The sequence below is a fragment of the Acidobacteriota bacterium genome (assembly GCA_039028635.1).
Lineage (GTDB): Bacteria > Acidobacteriota > Thermoanaerobaculia > Multivoradales > JBCCEF01 > JBCCEF01.
In genome coordinates this window covers 29,762-46,494 of the sequence record JBCCHV010000005.1, presented here as the reverse complement: position 1 = coordinate 46,494, position 16,733 = coordinate 29,762, and the positions used below count along the sequence as shown (strand labels likewise).

At 68.3% G+C, this 16,733-nt stretch carries 15 protein-coding genes; 6 read left to right on the top strand and 9 right to left on the bottom strand.

The features are described 5' to 3' along the window. Positions 1-43: 43 nt before the first annotated feature. Positions 44-1,897: an SDR family oxidoreductase gene (locus AAF604_03475; GenBank protein MEM7048688.1), complete on the top strand. Its 1,854-nt coding sequence runs from the start codon at positions 44-46 to the stop codon at positions 1,895-1,897. Between the two features lie 274 nt (positions 1,898-2,171). Here the strand turns inward: AAF604_03475 and AAF604_03470 are convergent, their stop codons facing one another. After that, a complete protein-coding gene (locus tag AAF604_03470; protein MEM7048687.1) occupies positions 2,172-3,530 on the bottom strand; it encodes a sigma-54 dependent transcriptional regulator in 1,359 nt (452 codons plus the stop codon). Beyond that, entirely contained in the window at positions 3,527-4,519 is a 993-nt protein-coding gene (locus AAF604_03465) for an ATP-binding protein (GenBank protein MEM7048686.1), read from the bottom strand. The genes AAF604_03470 and AAF604_03465 overlap by 4 nt, the downstream gene beginning before the upstream one ends. Before the next feature lie 204 nt (positions 4,520-4,723). Here AAF604_03465 and AAF604_03460 point away from each other — a divergent pair, with 204 nt between their 5' ends. The 5 genes from AAF604_03460 (at position 4,724) to AAF604_03440 (ending at position 9,816) form a co-directional block, all read left to right on the top strand. After that, positions 4,724-5,014, top strand: coding sequence for a DUF2834 domain-containing protein (locus tag AAF604_03460; protein ID MEM7048685.1), 291 nt, complete (start codon positions 4,724-4,726; stop codon positions 5,012-5,014). Between the two features lie 41 nt (positions 5,015-5,055). After that, positions 5,056-6,006, top strand: coding sequence for a glycosyltransferase (locus tag AAF604_03455; protein ID MEM7048684.1), 951 nt, complete (start codon positions 5,056-5,058; stop codon positions 6,004-6,006). Further along, positions 6,003-7,013, top strand: coding sequence for a glycosyltransferase (locus AAF604_03450; protein ID MEM7048683.1), 1,011 nt, complete (start codon positions 6,003-6,005; stop codon positions 7,011-7,013). The genes AAF604_03455 and AAF604_03450 overlap by 4 nt, the downstream gene beginning before the upstream one ends. Further along, positions 7,010-8,146, top strand: coding sequence for a DUF1972 domain-containing protein (locus tag AAF604_03445; GenBank protein MEM7048682.1), 1,137 nt, complete (start codon positions 7,010-7,012; stop codon positions 8,144-8,146). Before AAF604_03450 ends, AAF604_03445 begins: the two co-directional genes overlap by 4 nt. 212 nt (positions 8,147-8,358) lie before the next feature. Beyond that, positions 8,359-9,816 (top strand): sugar transferase, encoded by a 1,458-nt coding sequence (locus AAF604_03440; GenBank protein MEM7048681.1) that lies wholly within the window; start codon positions 8,359-8,361, stop codon positions 9,814-9,816. Here AAF604_03440 and pdxA read toward each other — a convergent pair. The 7 genes from pdxA to AAF604_03405 all read right to left on the bottom strand — a co-directional run bounded on the left by pdxA (position 9,813) and on the right by AAF604_03405 (position 16,700). After that, a complete protein-coding gene (gene pdxA / locus AAF604_03435; protein MEM7048680.1) occupies positions 9,813-10,844 on the bottom strand; it encodes a 4-hydroxythreonine-4-phosphate dehydrogenase PdxA in 1,032 nt (343 codons plus the stop codon). The genes AAF604_03440 and pdxA overlap by 4 nt on opposite strands. Next, complete coding sequence (locus AAF604_03430; GenBank protein MEM7048679.1) at positions 10,841-11,140, bottom strand: hypothetical protein; 300 nt, start codon at positions 11,138-11,140, stop codon at positions 10,841-10,843. The genes pdxA and AAF604_03430 overlap by 4 nt, the downstream gene beginning before the upstream one ends. Before the next feature lie 51 nt (positions 11,141-11,191). Further along, on the bottom strand, positions 11,192-11,914 hold the full coding sequence (gene ricT, locus AAF604_03425; protein MEM7048678.1) for a regulatory iron-sulfur-containing complex subunit RicT: 723 nt from the start codon (positions 11,912-11,914) through the stop codon (positions 11,192-11,194). A 191-nt stretch (positions 11,915-12,105) separates the two neighbouring features. Further along, positions 12,106-13,386 (bottom strand): phosphoribosylamine--glycine ligase, encoded by a 1,281-nt coding sequence (gene purD / locus AAF604_03420; GenBank protein ID MEM7048677.1) that lies wholly within the window; start codon positions 13,384-13,386, stop codon positions 12,106-12,108. Beyond that, positions 13,383-14,345 carry a phosphate acyltransferase gene (locus tag AAF604_03415; protein MEM7048676.1) on the bottom strand — a complete coding sequence of 321 codons (963 nt, stop codon included), beginning with the start codon at positions 14,343-14,345 and terminating at the stop codon, positions 13,383-13,385. The genes purD and AAF604_03415 overlap by 4 nt, the downstream gene beginning before the upstream one ends. Before the next feature lie 101 nt (positions 14,346-14,446). Then, the gene (locus tag AAF604_03410; protein ID MEM7048675.1) at positions 14,447-15,253 is read right to left on the bottom strand and encodes a DUF4198 domain-containing protein; all 807 of its coding nucleotides are present in this window, start codon (positions 15,251-15,253) and stop codon (positions 14,447-14,449) included. A gap of 16 nt (positions 15,254-15,269) precedes the next feature. After that, on the bottom strand, positions 15,270-16,700 hold the full coding sequence (locus AAF604_03405) for a DUF4331 domain-containing protein (protein ID MEM7048674.1): 1,431 nt from the start codon (positions 16,698-16,700) through the stop codon (positions 15,270-15,272). Positions 16,701-16,733: the final 33 nt, after the last annotated feature.

The following is a 16,733-nucleotide window of genomic DNA, read 5'->3' as shown; positions in this document are numbered from 1 at the left end:
TTGGGCCGACTTTCCAACATTCTCCGCGGAAGGGGATTTGCCGATGTCCGAAGACGCCAAGGTAGCCGAGGAGATCTCACCATCCCGCTATATCGAGAAGGTCAGCTTGATGACCGGCGAGATGCTCGACGACGAAATTCTGCCGCGCCATCTGCTGGTTAGCCACCACCGCGACTACCACGTCGTCGACGTCCAGGCGCGGCGATTCATGAGCCGGATGGTGGCGACGACGGGCGACGAAGATCGGGCCCGCCGTCGCATGAAGGAAGTGCGGCGTTTGGGGCACAAGACGGCCCAGATGCTCGGCAAGGTCACCCGTCAGGACCCGACGCGGGTGTCGAAGGCGCTGTTCGGCCTCAAGGATCGCGAGTACTACTTCCGCTACAGGAAGCACCCCCACAGCCGGGAAGAGATCGACGCCATCCTGGCCCGCTTGCGCCAGGAGTCGGTGGACCAGCTGGCGGCGGCGACGGCCGACGGCGGTGGCGGCATCCGGGTGTTGCTCACCGGCGGCACGGGCTTCGTCGGTCAGGAAATACTTTGGCAGGCGGCACAGGACGACGAGGTCACCGAGATGGTGGTGCTGATCCGTCCCAAGACCATCCGTGATCGCAAGACCAAGGAGGTCATCAAGACGCTCTCGCCGGCGGACCGCGGTGAGCTGCTCCTCGATCGCCTCTGGCTGACGGAGCCGGAGCAGCGGGCCAAGTTCTCCTTCGTGGCCGGCGACGTCGAGCAGCCCAATATGGGGATCGCCGCGGATGAGCTCGCGGCCCTCCAGGAGCGGCTCACCCACGTCATCCATTGCGCCGCCAGCGTCGCCTTCGACGATCCCTACGAGAAGTCCTTCCGCGACAACGTCACCGGCACCCTCAACGCACTGCGCTTTTCCCATGCCCTGCAGTCGGCCGAAGGCAGCCCATTCGTGGCTCACCTCGGCATCGAGACCTCCTACATCCACGGCCGTCAGACGGCGGCGGTGGCGCGCGAGGACGAGGTGGTTTTTCCGCGCAACTTCTACAACAACTACTATGAGCTCACCAAGGCGATGGCGTCGATCGAGACCGAGCGCTTCATCTTGGAGAAGGGGTTGCGGGTGGTGCAGCTCAATCCGGCGATCGTGATCGGCGAATCGCGGGCCGGCAACAATCGCGGCGACACCAAGGTGGTCAACGCCCCGGTCAATGCCTTCGGCCGCGCCAAACAGGCCCTCGATGTGCCCAAGGGCGAGGGGCGCTGGTTCGACCGTTCGAAGGCCTCGGTGATTGCGCGTATGGCCTGCATCTTCCCGGGCGACCCGACGGCGGAGATCAACCTGATTCCGGTGGATCGCGTCGTCGAGGGCATCCTGGCGGCCCTCAAGAAGCCCCTCGCCGTCGGCGAGCGTGTGCACCTGGCGACGGACAACCGGCTGACCTCGGAGCAGATCCAGAAGATCGTCCACCAGGAGCTCGGGGTGGAGATCAAGCTCGCCGACCCGACCCTGCACCGCAACGTCACGCTGCCGGTGCTGACCCGGGTGCTCAAGCGCCTCAAGCAGCCCAAGCTGGCGAATGCCCTCGACAAGCTCGGCACCATCTTCGGTGGATACAGCGAGTGGGGCCAGCCGATTCATGAGGTCGGCAACGACGTGCGCGTCCTCGGCCTCACCGAGGAGCGTCCCAACACCCGCCACGTCTTCCGCATGCTCTGCCGCCACAACCGCTATGTCCAGGACTTCGGGCAGGTGCGCGATGCCGACGATATCTCGCGCCGCGAAAAGGTTTGGTGGGACTTCATCCTCGACCTCGAAGAGGAGACCGGTCACCCGGTGGGGGCGATGAGCGCCGAGGACTTCCGAGCCGCCGTCGAGGCCGGCCTCGACCTCGAAAGCTTCGAGCGCCGCGCGGCTTCCTAGCGGGTCGTTTTGTCTCAGGGGGGCTCAAGGCGCCCCCCTCGGCCGCACGCACATGTCGTGCGGCCTCACCCCCGTCCACGGCGGCTCTGCCGCCGCCTCGCGCTGATCGCGCTCGAAGGCCGTCTGCTGCCTAGCAGACGGCTCGCTCTCTTCTGTCGGTATTCAGCTCACCTCGCCGCCCGGTACGAATGCACCGGACGGCCAACCCTCGAAGCGAGCCTGGGCAGCCCCGCAGCCTACGAGCAGGTTAGTGAGAAAGATCGAGACCAAGACTTCAGGTCGACCCGAGACCCCGAGCCGAGCCGCCGCGGTGGCGTTTCAGGAGGCGGTAGAGGGTCGTGCGATCGATGCCCAGCAGAGCGGCGGCTTCGGCACGGCGCCCACCGCTGGCGGCGAGGGCTTCGTCGAGAGCGCGGGCGGTGGCTTGATCGAGGCGCGCCCGCAGATCGAGGCTCGGCGACACATCTCGAGGGATCGCCTCGAGCAGGAAGTCTTCCGGCTCGAGCTGCGCTGAACGGGCGAGCACGCAGGCCCGTTCGAGGGCGTTCTCGAGCTCCCGCACATTGCCCGGCCAGGAGTGCTCGAGGAGGCGCTGCTGCGCCGCCTCGCCGAGACGAAAGTCGGCCTCGCCGGCTTGCCGGCGATGGTCGAGGAAGTGACCGGCGAGGGGCAGGATGTCGTCCGGCCGGTCGCGCAGCGGTGGCACCCGCAGAGGGATCACCGCCAGCCGAAAATAGAGGTCTTCGCGGAAACGTCCGGCGGCGATCTCGGCCTTCAGGTCGCGATTGGTCGCCGCCACCACCCGCACGTCCACCGGCCGAGCCCGGTTGCCGCCGACCCGCAGCACCTCGCCCTCCTGGAGAACGCGCAGGATCTTGACCTGGAAGGCGCCGTCCACCTCGCCGATCTCGTCGAGAAACAGGGTGCCGCCGTCGGCTCGCTCGAAGCAGCCCTGGCGCGTCCGTTCGGCGCCGGTGAAGGCACCCTTCTCGTGACCGAAGAGCTCGCTGTCGAGGAGGTTGTCGGAGAAGGCCTTGCAGTTGATCGCCACGAAGGGTCCCTCGGCGCGATCGCCGACCTGGTGCAGGCGCCGCGCCAGCACCTCCTTGCCGGTGCCGCTCTCGCCTTCGAGAAGCACCGCGGCCCGCGAGGCGGCGGCCCGGTCGACCAGGTCGATGAGCTGCTTCATGGCACGACTGGCGGCGATCAGCTGGCGGCCTTCGCGCGCCTCCAGGCGATCCTTGAGGCGGCGGTTCTCGCGCTGCAGGGTGGTGAGCTCGAGGGCTCGGCGGACCAGATTGCGCAGCTCGTCGTTGTCGCACGGCTTGGTGACGTAGTCGAAGGCCCCCAGGCGCATCGCCTCGACCGCCGAAGCCACCTCGCCGAAGGCGGTGAGCAGGATCACCGGCAGGTCCGGAGCGGCGCGCCGCAGGCGCTGCATCAGCTCGAGGCCGTCGAGGTCCGGCATGCGTTGGTCGGTGACCACGACGTCGGCGCCGCGGGCGTCGAAAGCGGCGAGGGCCTCCCGGCCGCTGTAGCAGGCCTCGCACTCCCAGCCTTGCCGGCGTAGCGAGGTGGCGAGGGCTTCCGCCATGCGGGCTTCGTCGTCCACCACCAGGATGCGAGCGGTCATGGCGCCACCGCCAGCTCGATGGCGAAGCGGCCACCCCCGAGGTCGTCGTCGCCGGCGGCGATGCGCCCGCCATGGGCGCGCACGATCTGCCGCGCAACCGCCGGGCCGAGGCCGGCGCCGTCGCGGCGGGTGGTGAAGAAGGGCTCGAAGATGCGATCCCGCAGATCCTCCGGCACTCCCGGCCCCTGATCGCGAATGGTGAGCTCTACCTGGTCCCCCTGGCGGGCGGCGGTGAGGTCGATGCGGCCGCCCGCCGGCGATGCTTCGGCGGCGTTGGCGATCAGCCCGAGGAGGACCTGGCAGAGCAGATCGGGGTCGGCCCGCAGGGCGACGTCCGGGGGTGCCGCGAGCTCGGTCTGCAGGGAGACTCCACGGCTCTCGAGGAGTGGCCGGGCAAGGTCGGAGGTGCGACCGACCAACTCCGCCAGCGCGATCCGCTCCGGATTCACCGTCACCGGTCGGGCGAAGTCCACCAGGGTTTGGGTGACCCGCGATAGGCGGTCGACCTCGTCCATCACCTGGCGGCAGCTGTCGCGTCCGCCGGCGTCGGCGGCTGGCAGGGTCTCCGCGAGGTTCTGCACCAGGGTGCGGATGATCGCCAGCGGATTGCGCACCTCGTGCGCCACGAAGCTGGTGACTTGGCCCAGGGAGGCGAGCTTCTCGGACTGCGCCAGGCGGCTCTGCAACCGGGCCGAGGCGCGGCCTTGCTCGGCCAAGTCCTGCTTCGCCTGGCGCTCGCGCCGGCGGCTCTCGAGGGCGAGGCCGACAAGGTAGCCGCCGAGGGCGAGGCTGAGCTCCCAGAAGGTCACCACCCACCAGGTGACGTCGCGCTCACCGAGGCGGAAGCTGAGCCCGAATCCCAGCGCCAGGGCCGACTCCGCCAGGCCGAGGGCGAATCCGGCGGCGGCAAACCACCAGCGCTCGTGGCGTCGGGGGAGGCGGATGAGTGGCTTCATCAGGGTGACGGAGGTCAGCAAAGGACGGGCCAAGGGTCTGGCCGCGGGGTACGGGCTCGTCACCGAGGATACGGGACCCCGCGCCGTTGCGAAACGGCTTCGTCCGTTGCAGCGCTGCAACGCCGCTGGCGCTGTCGGAGTGCCATCGGGCCGGAATCCACGGCCTGGCGGAGGCTGGCGCGGATCCCGCACTGCAGGCGACCGAGGGAATCACGACGAAACAAAGGAGATGATGCGATGAGCTGGAAGAAGATCGTCCTCACCCTGGTCCTGGTGCTGTTCCTCGCCATGACGGCGATGGTTCTGCGGGAGCACGGTTATCTGGGCTGGTTCGAGCTGGTCAACGCCAACTCGGCGACTCAGCTTGTGATGTGGGATCTCACCATCTGCTTGGTGTTGATGGGGATCTGGATGTTCCGCGATGCCCGTCGTCAGCAGCGCACCGTCTGGCCATACCTGATCTTGACGGCGGTGGTCGGAGTCGCCGGCCCGTTGCTCTATCTGATTCTGGCGCCGCGGGAGAGCTGAGGGCCGGGGGTCGGGCTCGGAAATCGTTGTAGGGTAGGGCGATGGGCTCCTCCCTGCCGCCCGATCCCCAACTCTCCGCCATCGTCGTCCACTGGCGGGGAGAGGACCATCTGCGGGCCCTGTGGGCCGCCTGGCCGGACGATCCCCGGTTCGAGCTGGTGGTGGTCGACAACGGCTCCGACGGCTCCCTCGCGGACCTCGCGGCGGAGCTTGGGGCGGGCTGGGTATCGCCGGGGCGAAACCTCGGCTTCTCCGGCGGCGTCAACGCCGGCGCGCGGGTGGCGCGGGCTCCCCTGTTATTGATCCTCAACCCCGACATCGTGCCCCGACCGGGAGCTCTCGAGCGGTTGCTCGAGGGCTTCGTCGCCGATCCCGCCGTCGCCGGCCTGGCGCCGCGGTTGATCGGTCCCGACGGCGCTCGCCAGACCGCCTGGCAGCTTCGCCCCTTGCCTCGCTCTGCGGATCTGCTGCTCCAGGCCTGCCTGGTGCCGGTGGGGGGGGGGCCGGACGAGGAACCGGCTGGGGGGAGCGTCGTCGAGCAGCCGGCGGCGGCCGCCCAGGCGGTGCGGCGGGCGGTCTTCGATCGCCTGGGGGGCTTCGACGAGGCTTTCTACCCGGCCTGGTTCGAGGATGTCGACTTCGCGCGCCGTCTGGCGACCGCCGGCGAGCGCTTGCGCTACCACCCGGCGGCGGAGTTTCGCCACCATCTCGGCGCCACCGTCGAAGGCTTGGGCCTCGGTCCCTTTCTCTGGATCTACTACCGCAACCTGCTGCGCTACGGCCGCAAGCATCACGGCGCCTGGCTGGCGCCGCTGGCGCGCCTGCTGCTGCCGCTGGCGGCGCTGCTGCGTATCCTGCTGCTGCCGTTGCGCCGGCCGCGGCGCGCCCGCTCCCGTGGCCAGGCGATGACCGCCTATGGGGCGCTCGCCCTCGGCGCCCTCAGCGGCTGGCGCTGGCCGAGTGCCTGGCGGCGCCTCGGGGAGACGCCATGAGCGCCGCCGAAGCGGTCACCGTCGCCATCGTCACCTTCAACAGTAGCGACGATCTCGGCGAATGCTTCGCTGCCATCGCCCGCCTCGGGCACCGGCCCCTGCGGGTGGTGGTGGTGGACTGTGCCAGCAGCGACGGTTCGGTGGAGGCGGCGCGCCGCGAGTCGGCCCGCCTGCTCGCCGCCGGCATCGCCTTCGAGGTCGAGGCCCTGGCCGACAACCGCGGCTTCGCCGGCGGCATGAATCGCGCCCTGGCGCGTTCCCAGGATCCTTGGTTTCTGACCCTCAATGCGGATGCTCGGCCGCAGGCCGACTTCTTGCGCCGGCTGCTGCGCCGGGCCGCCGCGCACGAGGACTTGCAGGTCGGCGCCGTCACCGGTCGTCTGCTGCGTCCGGAAGTCGACGGCGTGCGCCATCTCGATGCCTGCGGCATGCGCCTGACCGCCACCTGGCGTCACCTCGATCGTGGCTCCGGGGCGGTCGATCGCGACCAGTGGAACGTTGCCGATCGCGTGTTCGGCGCCACCGGAGCGGCCAGCCTCTTCCGCCGCGCCGCCCTCGACGACGTCGCCCTCGACGGTGAGATTTTCGATCCCCGCTTCCACTCCTTCCGCGAGGATGCGGAGCTCTGCTTTCGCCTCCGCGAGCGTGGTTGGGAGATTCTCTACGAGCCCACCGCGCGGGCCGAGCATCGGCGCTGGAATCTGCCCGAACGGCGCCGCCAGATGCCGGCCGAGGTCAATCTCCACTCGCTCAAGAATCGCTATCTGCTGCGCGCCTACCACCAGACCCGCCGCAACTTCTGGCGCACCCTGCCGGCGGCGCTGCTGCGCGACCTGCTGGCGGTTGGCTATGTGCTGCTGCGCGAGCGCTCGTCGCTGCCGGCGTTTCTCTGGCTGTGGCGCCATCGCCGAGAGATCCGCCAGCGCCGTCGCCTCATCCAGGGGCGCCGCACTGTCGCCGCCGCCGAGATCGACTTCTGGTTCGGACGTTCGGGGGCGCCGCTATGACCAAGTCCGCGTCGGCCGGCGCCCTGCGCATCGCCCTGCTCGGCAGTCGCGGCATCCCCAACCGCTACGGCGGCTACGAGACCTTGATGGAGGAGTTGGCTCGCCGGCTGGTCGAGCGCGGCCACCGCGTCACCGTCTACTGCCGGTCCCACTCCACTCCGAAGACCCTGCGGCAGTGGAAGGGCGTCGACCTGGTGGTGCTGCCGACCCTGCGGGGCAAGTACTTCGACACCCCGGTCCATACGCTGCTGTCGGTGATCGATGCCGGCTTTCGGCGCTTCGATGCTGCTTTGGTGGTGAACTCCGCCAACGCCGTCTTCGTGCCCTGGCTGCGGCTGACCCGTATCCCGGCGGCGCTGCACGTCGACGGCATCGAAAAGCGGCGCCGCAAGTGGGGGCCCGTCGGCCGGGCCGTCTACGCCCTTTCGGAGCGTCTCGCCACCTTCGTGCCCAACCTGCTGATCACCGATGCCGAGGTCATCCGCAAGCACTATGAGGAGCGCTACGGGGCGGCCTCCGTGCCGATCACCTACGGTGTCGATCCGGTGGTGCCGGAGGGCCGCGCCACCCTCGACCGCCTCAGTCTCGAGGCGCGGCGCTACTTCCTCTACGTCAGTCGTTTCGAGCCCGAGAACAACCCCGACCGGGTGGCGGCGGCCTATCGCCGGGTCGGCGGCGACCTGCCCCTGGTGATGGTCGGCGGGGCGCCTTATGCGGCGGGCTTCATCGCCGGTTTCACGGCGGACGCCGATCGGCGCATTCTCTTTCCCGGCCCGATCTACGGCGAGGGCTACCGCGAGCTGCTCTCCCACGCCCTCGCCTACATCCACGCCACCGAAGTCGGCGGCACCCACCCGGCCTTGGTCGAAGCGATGGGCTACGGCAACTGCCTGGTGGTCAACCGAACTCCGGAGAACGTCGAGGTCGCCGGGGATCAAGCGCTCTACTTCGAGGCCGGTGACGAAGACACCCTGAGCCGCGCCTTAGAGGAGGTGAGAAGTTCGCCGGAGGCGGCTCGCCGACGAGGCGAGGCTGCCGCCGAGCGGGCTCAGCGCCTATACTCTTGGCAGGCGGTGACCGATCAGTACGAAGCGGCCCTTTGGCACCTCGCTCACGGCACCGACCCGCAATGAGAGCCCCGGTCGAGGTTCTCGGCTTTCTGGCTCATCTGCCGGGTAACGGGGGCCGTAGGAGCCCTGAGATCGGCAGAAGAGCGCAGGAAAACGGCGGTTCGAGGGTTGCAGGACAGGTCAGGGGTAGACGGAGCCCGGCCCAGTTACGTTAGAATATGTGTCATCGACATATTTTTCTGCCGTAGAAGCCGTAGAATAGGGCCTGAACGCGAATGCTGAAAGAGCGAGCTCGAATCCTGGCGGTCACCATCTTCGCCCTCGATCTGGCGTTGGTGGCGGCAGCATTCTTCGTCGCCTACTGGCTGCGCGATTCTTTCTTGCCGCGGGTGATGGCCGACTCCTTCACCGGCCACCTCTATCCCCTGTCGGCCTATCTGCCGCTGCTGCCATTGGTGCTCGCCCTGTGGGCGGTGCTGCTGCTGTCGTCGGCGCAGTACCGCGATTCCCACCGCACCGTTCCCCTGATCGAGGAAGCGGCGGCGATTTTCCGCATCTGCGCCACCGGCACGATCATCTTCTCGCTGATGATCTTCGCCCTGCGCCTGGGCGAGAAGCTGCTCGACAACGATCAGATCAGCCGCTCCTGGCTGCTGCTTTTCGCCATTCTCACCTTCGTGCTGCTGCTCGCCGAGAAGCTCGCCGTGCGACTGACCGCACGCTACGTGCGGATGCGCGGCCTCAATTACCGCACGGTGCTGATCGTGGGAACCAATCCCACCGCCCTCGAGATGGCGGCGGCTATCCTCGGCCATCGCTTCTGGGGCTTCAAGATCCTCGGCTTCATCGCCAACGGTGAGCCTCACCCGCTGTTTCCGCGCGGCCGCTTCCCGATTCTCGGCTCCGTCGAAGACATTCCCGAGATTCTCAATCGTCAGGTGGTCGACGACGTCATCTTCGCGGTCTCGCGAAAAGAGCTCGACCGCCTGGAAGAGCTCTTCCTGATGCTCCAGGAACAGGGCGTTCGGACTCGTTTCGCCCTCAATATCTTCCCCAATACGCGCGCCAAGGTGCAGTTCGAGGAGCTCGACGGGCTGCCCCTGCTGACCTACTCGACGACCCCCACCAATCTCCTCCAGCTGCTCTCCAAACGCATTCTCGACATCGCCCTGGCGGCGGCTGTCCTGGTGCTGGCGATGCCGGTGATCTTCGGCATCGCCCTGGCGATCAAGGTGACCTCCGGTGGCAAGGTGCTCTTCCGGCAGACGCGCTGCGGCCTCAACGGTCGCTCCTTCACCCTCTACAAGTTCCGCACCATGGTGGAGGGGGCCGAGCAGCAGCGCCGCAACCTGCAGCACCTCAACGAGATGGACGGGCCGGTCTTCAAGGTGCGCTCCGATCCCCGGGTCACCGCCGTCGGCCGCATCCTGCGCAAGTTCAGCCTCGATGAGCTGCCGCAGCTCTGGAACGTGCTGCGCGGCGACATGAGCCTGGTGGGACCGCGGCCGCCGATTCCGGAAGAGGTCGCCCAGTACCAGCGCTGGCAGCGTCGCCGCCTGTCGATGAAGCCCGGCTTGACCTGCCTGTGGCAGATCAGCGGGCGCAACAACATCGACTTCGATCGCTGGATGGAGCTCGATCTCGAGTACATCGACACCTGGTCGCCGATGCTCGACGTCAAGATCCTGCTCAAGACCATCCCGGTGGTCCTCACCGGGCGCGGCGCGAGCTAACTTCTGATCTTCGTCGCCGCTTTCCGCGCGGCGATCAGCTCGAGGGTGGTCTCGACCACAGCGCGTAGCGAGCTGGCGTCGGCTTTGCCCTGGCCGGCGATGTCGTAGGCGGTGCCGTGGTCGACGCTGGTGCGCAGGTAGGGCAGTCCCAGGGTCCAGTTGGTGGCGAGGCCGAAGGCCGCCGTCTTGACCGCGATCAGACCCTGGTCGTGGTAGAGCGCGAGGACCCAGTCGCAGGCCCCCTCGCGGGCGCGAGCGAACAGCGAGTCGGCGCTCGACGGACCGGAGCAGTCGACGCCGAGCTGGCGGGCCCGCGCCACCGCCGGCACGATCTCTTCATCGTCCTCGGCCCCCAGCAAGCCGCCCTCGCCGGCGTGGGGATTGAGCCCGGCGACGGCGATGCGACCTTGCGCCTGGCGCTGCCAGCAGAGCAGCGCCTCGACGATGCGCTCGGCGGTGACCAAGTCGAGGGCCTGCCGCAGGGAGACGTGGGTCGAGAGCAGCGCCACCTTCAGGCCTGGCGCCAAAAACGCCATCAAGTAGTCCCGACCGTAGCGCTCCAGGCCGCAGCCTTGGGCCAGGTAGTCGGTGTGACCGACGAACCCGGGCAGCACCCAGCGATCGATGGTCGCCTTGTTGAGGGGCGCCGTCACCAGGGCGTCGACGGTGCCGAGTCGGGCGAGATCTGCTCCCAGGTCGAGGGCGGTGAGGGCGCCGGCGGCATCGCCGACGCTGGGTTCTCCGGGGGAGATCTTGCGGTCCTCGGCGATCGGGTCGAGCACCGCCACGGTGCCGGCGGGGAGCTGCGAGAGCTCCTGCCGGGAGGGCTTGCCCGTCAGATAGTGGAACCGGTCCGAGGCCGCCCCCGGCAGGCTGGCGCTATAGGCCTCGAGCGCTGCACGCTCGGCGATCAGCAGCGCTTGCCAGCCGACCCCGGCGCCGTGGCCGGCGACGAGCTGCAGCAGGATCTCTGGCCCGATGCCGGCCGGATCGCCCTGGGTGAGGGCGACGATCGGAGGCGGGCTCACTTGTCGTCGTCGGCCGAGGCGCGGCGACGACTGCGCTTCTTGAGCTCGTCTTCCTTGAACATGTAGCGGATGTTGTGCTTCGGCACCAGCAGGTTGGGATCGGCGTGGCGGTTGAGCTTGATGGCCCCCTTGTCGTACCACTCGATCCAACCCCGCAGCTCCTCATCGTTGGTCAAGATCACCACCATCGGCGTCTTGGCCGCCATCTGCTTGAGGTAGTAGAACTCCTCGGCGTTGGTCTGCTCCGGAGGTGTCTGCTTGCGGCGGGCACCGCGTGATCCTACGTCGCGCTTCATCTCTTGTAGGTCCGGACGAATGAGCTTTCGGTTCGCCGATTCCATGGTCGATCAACCTCGGGCCGCCGCCGGGCGGCCGGAACGCTTTTTATAGCGGTGGTCTTCGTAGGCCAGGCAGCACAGCAGGCGGCCGCACTGGCCCGAAATCTTGGACGGATTGAGGCTCAGGTTTTGGCGTTTGGCCATTTGAATCGAGATCGGCCGGAAGTCCTTCAACCAGGTCGAGCAGCACAGGGTACGACCGCAAATTCCGACGCCGCCGAGCAGCGCCGCTTCGTCACGGGCACCGATCTGGACCATCTTGACCCGGATCGAAAAGCGCCGCGACAGGTTGCGCACGAGCTGACGAAAATCGACCCGACCGTTGGCGGTGAAGTAGAAGGTGCCGCGCTTGTTATTGAGCGAAAAGTCGACTCGCGAAACTTTCATCTCGAGGCCGAGCTGGCGGGCCTGCTCCTGGCAATAGAGCTTGGCCGTCGTCTCGTTGGTGACCTGGCGATCGTGGGCCGCCGTGTCGCGATCTTCGGCATGGCGCAGGATCGCCCGGGCGCTCGACTTCTGGCACGGCTTGAAGACCGGCATGGGAGATTTCTCAACCCAACCGAAGGCGGGACCGGCTTCGAGGTCGACCACCACCGAGTCGCCTTTGGAGAACAGTCGCCCGCCGGTAGCGCAGAGGGTGAGGTTGGTCTCTTCGCGAAAACGGACGCCGACGAAGGTGTCCTCCACCGCCGTCGACATACCCTTGAAGGAACACCCCTGGCAGCCGCTCATGATCCGTTCTTCGGCTCGGGATGTCTTTGCGTCATGGTCGAGAGCTCCGGGGCTCCGCGATCAACGGTACGAGACTCGATCTCACACCGGCTGCTGAATTTGCGGTTTTGCCAAAAAAGCAATACTGACAGCAGTATGGCAGCCGGAAACAGCACTGTCAACGCGCTTTGGGAGGCCGTCGGCAGGGCGTATCAGGCCTCCTCCGAGGCCAGCACCCGGCGCCCGATATCGCGTCGCAGGACCTTGTTCGGCCAGTCGATCTCGCGGCTGGCGGCATAGGCGCGACGCAGCGCTTCGACCAGACCGTAGGCGCTGGCGCAGACGTTGAGGACGCGCCCGCCGGCGGTCACCACGCCGTCTTCGGCGCTCGCCGTCCCGGCGTGGAACACCTCGACGCCGGGAATCTCGCGCGCCTTGTCCAGGCCGTGGATCGGGTCGCCTTTGGCCGGGCTGTCGGGATAGCCGGCGCTGGCCAGCACGATGCAGGCCGCCGCCTCCTTACGAAAGCCCAGGCGCCGGCTCGAGAACTGGCCCTGGGCGCCGGAAGCGAGCAGCGGCAGCAGGTCGTCCTCCATCCGCATCAGCAGCACCTGGGCTTCCGGGTCGCCGAGACGGGCATTGAACTCGAGTACCTTGGGGCCTGCCGTCGTCAGGATCAGTCCGGCGTAGAGAAAGCCGGTGTAGCGACGCCCTTCGGCGGCCATGCCGGCGACGGTGGGCCGCATCACCTGCTCCAAGACCTTGCCGGCGGTCTCGGCGTCGAGCACCTCCGACGGGCTGTGGCAGCCCATGCCGCCGGTGTTCGGGCCGGTGTCGTTCTCGCCGATGCGCTTGTAGTCCTTGCTGGTGGCGAAGGGCAGGAGGTGCTCGCCGTCGGCCATCGCGATGAACGAGACCTCCTCCCCCACGAGGAACTCCTCGACCAGCACGCGATCGGCGCTGGCGCCGAAGCGCCGTTCCTCGAAGAGCTCCCGCAGGGCGTCCTCGAAGGCTGCTTCGTCCTCGACGATCAGGACCCCCTTGCCGGCGGCCAGGCCGTCCGCCTTGAGCACTACCGGAAAGCCGAACTCCTGCTGCGCCTGGCGCGCCGCCGCGGCATCGTGGGCGACGGCGAAGCCGCCCGTGGGGATGCCCTGGCGCTGCATGAAGTTCTTGGCGAAGACCTTCGAGCCTTCGAGGCGGGCCGCTTCCCGGGAGGGTCCGAAGAGGGCTAGGCCGCGGCGCTCGAACTCGTCGGCGATGCCGAGGGTGAGGGGGAGCTCCGGTCCCACCACCGTCAGGTCGATCTTCAGGTCCTGGGCGAAGTCGGCCAGCTTCTGGACGTCGTCCGGGGCGATTGGCACGCAGTCGGCGATTTCCGCGATGCCGGGATTGCCGGGGGCGCAGAAGAGCTCCGTCAGCTGAGGGCTCTGTCGTAGCTTCCAACACAGGGCGTGCTCGCGGCCGCCCCCTCCGATCACCAGTACTTTCATCGCGTGCCTTCCTCCTTCGGGTTGCCGGCGGCGAGTGCCGTCACGGCCATCACGTCCACGATATCGCGCGCCCGGCAACCGCGCGAGAGATCGTTGATGGGTCGCGCCAGTCCCTGCAGCAAGGGGCCGACGGCGCGTGCTCCGGCGAGTCGCTCGGTGAGCTTGTAGGCGATGTTGCCGGCCCCCAGGTCCGGAAAGACCAAGACGTTGGCGCGGCCTTCGAGGGCGCTCCCCGGGGCCTTGCGCGCGGCGACTTCGGGCACCAAGGCGGCATCGGCCTGGAGCTCGCCGTCGAAGGCGAAGTCGACGCCGCGGTCGCGCAGTAGTTCACCGGCTCGCCGCACCTTGTCGACGCTGGGGTGGTCGGCGCTGCCCTTGGTCGAGAAGGACAACAGGGCGACCCGCGGCTCTTCGGCGAGTAGCGTGCGGCAGCTCTCGGCGGCGGCTTCGGCAATGTCGGCGAGCTGCTTCGGACCGGGGTCCGGCACCACGCCGCAGTCGCTGTAGATCAGGCCGGGTCCCTCCTCGAGGGCCATCAGAAAGCACGACGAAACCACCGACAGGCCGGGTCGGGGACCGATCGTCCGCAGGCAGGCGCGGAGAGTGTCGGCGGTGGTGGCGACGGCGCCCATCACGGCGCCATCGGCGCGGCCGGTGGCCACCAGCAGGGCGGCCTGGTAAAGCGGGTCGCGGGCGCGGGCGACCACTTCGTCGAGAGCCTTCTGGGAGCGACCCGCGAGGTGCTCGACGAGGGCTTCGAAGCCTTCGTCGCTGTGCGGGTCGCGCCGCATCAGGCCGTCGTCGAGGGTCTGCGTGCTGATCAGCAGGGGTTGGCAGAGACCATCGGCTCGGGCCCGGCGGGCGGCCTCGACGACCCGTGGATCTTCGCCTTCGGCGAGGACGATGGTGGCGCCGCGGCGACGGGCGCGAGAATGGATTTGCGACAGGAGGTCGGACAACCGGAAGGCCCCGAATCTGGTGGGTCGAATCGCGGCCAACTTTAGCAGAGGTGCCCTTCCCGCGGCTTTCGGCCGGGCCGCGGGAAGGACTGGGACATGCGCTACCGCTCGAAGGTCAGGGAGGCCCACAGGCTGCGCCAATCGTGGCCCGAATCGGCCGGCGCCGGCTCCATGTGGACCGCCGTCACCAGCCATTGGCCGCGGCCGTCGATGGGCAAGTGGACCCGCCCCTCGGAGTCCGTGCGCTGGGCGGTGACGCGGCCGTCCCCGGAGAGCGCCGTCGCTTCGATGCGAACCCCCACCAGCGGCTCGCCGCGCAGCAGGGCGCGCAGCGGCAGCTCGCTGGTCGAGGCCCGCGTCGGATCGCGCTCGGCCACCAGCTCGAGCTCGAGGCCGAGCGGCGCGAGGGCGGCCTCGACCGCTTCCGGAGTGATCGCCTCGCCGGGTCGGGCGCTCCGGATCAAGGCCTTGGCGCAGCGTGAGAAGAGCTCCCGGCCCGCGGACTCGGTCTCTCCCCGACGCTGCCGTTCGGCCACCACCGAGTCGAGCCCCTCTTCGGCGAGGTAGGCCTCGAAGCGATCCGCCGCCAGCTCGAGAGGGGTCTCCCGACTGCGGTAGACGGCGGCATGGAGCCCCGGGCTCTCGATCCGTCCGTTGCCCGCCGGCCGCCGGCCGGCGAGACCGAGCACCGGCTGCTCGCCGTCCGGCCCGACGAGGGCGAAGCGTTCGGCATGCTGAGGATCGAAGGCCAGGGAGCGACCCGGCGCCTCGTCCCCCACCCGCAGGTCGAGACCGATCGGGTTCCCCGGGGCGATCTCGAAGCGCTGCGGCTGGATCCAGAAGTCGTGGGCCGTCAGTGGCGGACCGAGAAACAACAGCAGGGCACTGGCGAGAAGCTCTTTCTTCACGGCGATGGGCTCCTCGTCAATTGGGGGAACCGGCAATCGGCGTCCGCAGGTAGGGGAAGGCATTGTCGAAGAAGCTCGCATCGACCGGCGCTCCGTCGGTCAGGGGAAGCAGCCCCGCCGGGGCGTCCGCCGGTTCGCACAGGCCGAGGCCGAGGTGGCAGAGCACCCCCATTACCGCCCGCAGCTCGATGTCGACCACGTCGTCGCCCGGTCGGCGGCCGTTGGGGAAGCCGGCGGCGTCGCCGTCGATCACACCCAGGGGGCGCTGGTCGGCGGCGGCGGTGATCGGAATCGAGGTGTTGAGGCGCTGCATCTCGCCGAAGCCGAGCTGGTTGAGGCCCTCGATGCCGGTGACGAAGGCCGCCACCAGGTCATTGCGCGGGATGTTCGACGGCGCGTCGACGCCGAACAGGATCTGCAGCAGCGCGGGAAGGGTGGGGTTGGTGACGTAGGTGGCGAAGGAGCCGTCACCGTCGGGCCGGCTGGCATTGAAGCGGTTCTTGTCCGGCAGGCCGATGACCACCTCGTTGACCAGCGGCATGCCGAGGCGCGACACCTGCACCAGATCGCCGGTTTCGACCGCCGGCTGCTCGAAGGTCGGATCGTCCGAAAGGGTGCGGGTGCGCGGCAGCCAGGCGGTGGTCCAACCGCCGATCACCGGACCGCTGGTGTCGGTCAAGCAGTCCGTCGGCAGCTCCAGGATGAAGGAGGTGATGTTGGCATCCTCGAGATCGTCGCGCTGACTGTCGGGCGCTCCCAGCGGATTGAAGTTCACCAGGTCGAAGGTCTCGCCGAGGTTGACCACGAAGGAGTCCTTGCGCTGGCCCACGAAGACGCGACCGTCGCCGCAGCCGGGAATGTTGAGGTCATGGACGAACGGTGCCGCATAGCGTTCGTAGTTGGGGAAGCTCTTGGCGCCGATGTTGTCGATCGGCTTGCCGAAGCGCCGGCCGCCGGTGAGCAGGTTGGTCGCCGGTGCGGTCTCGGCGGGGTTGCCCAGCGGTCCACGCACCAGGTCGAGGTGGAAAGTCTCGAAGCGATTGACCGCCGCCGAGGAGACGATGGGACCGGCCTGAATCAGCGGGATCGGCACCGTCTCATCGCCGATCGGCAGCGAGATGCCGCGCAGGAAAGTCTGCGAGCGGAACACGAAGGACAGGTTCTCGACGCCATCGCCGTCGTTGTCGATGTGGATCACGTAGCGGGCGTTGGGGTCGAGGGTGAAGTAGTTCGGACCGCCGTAGGCGTCCTGCAGGGGGATGTAGTTGGCGATCAGGGTGACGAAGCCATCGCGGCCCGGCTCGTAGCTCCGAAACATGTAGAAGTCGGTGGCGTCGACCTTCGGGTTTTCGGTGATGAAGGGCGCCTCCCGATGGCTCGAGGCGAAGGCCGCGGTGCTGGCCACCAGGGCGAGCACGAGGGCGGTGCGCAGAAGAGTGGATGACATTCCTCAAAACTCCTTGCCGCAGGTTCGGCGGTT

Excerpts from the sequence above, each read along its gene's own strand:
- AAF604_03445 (MEM7048682.1), top strand. The coding sequence starts at position 7,010 with ATGACCAAGTCCGCGTCGGCCGGCGCCCTGCGCATCGCCCTGCTCGGC.
- AAF604_03460 (MEM7048685.1), top strand. The coding sequence starts at position 4,724 with ATGAGCTGGAAGAAGATCGTCCTCACCCTGGTCCTGGTGCTGTTCCTC.
- AAF604_03470 (MEM7048687.1), bottom strand. The coding sequence starts at position 3,530 with ATGACCGCTCGCATCCTGGTGGTGGACGACGAAGCCCGCATGGCGGAA.
- AAF604_03450 (MEM7048683.1), top strand. The coding sequence starts at position 6,003 with ATGAGCGCCGCCGAAGCGGTCACCGTCGCCATCGTCACCTTCAACAGT.
- AAF604_03405 (MEM7048674.1), bottom strand. The coding sequence starts at position 16,700 with ATGTCATCCACTCTTCTGCGCACCGCCCTCGTGCTCGCCCTGGTGGCC.
- AAF604_03455 (MEM7048684.1), top strand. The coding sequence starts at position 5,056 with ATGGGCTCCTCCCTGCCGCCCGATCCCCAACTCTCCGCCATCGTCGTC.
- AAF604_03440 (MEM7048681.1), top strand. The coding sequence starts at position 8,359 with ATGCTGAAAGAGCGAGCTCGAATCCTGGCGGTCACCATCTTCGCCCTC.
- AAF604_03430 (MEM7048679.1), bottom strand. The coding sequence starts at position 11,140 with ATGAAGCGCGACGTAGGATCACGCGGTGCCCGCCGCAAGCAGACACCT.
- AAF604_03475 (MEM7048688.1), top strand. The coding sequence starts at position 44 with ATGTCCGAAGACGCCAAGGTAGCCGAGGAGATCTCACCATCCCGCTAT.
- purD (MEM7048677.1), bottom strand. The coding sequence starts at position 13,386 with ATGAAAGTACTGGTGATCGGAGGGGGCGGCCGCGAGCACGCCCTGTGT.
- ricT (MEM7048678.1), bottom strand. The coding sequence starts at position 11,914 with ATGAGCGGCTGCCAGGGGTGTTCCTTCAAGGGTATGTCGACGGCGGTG.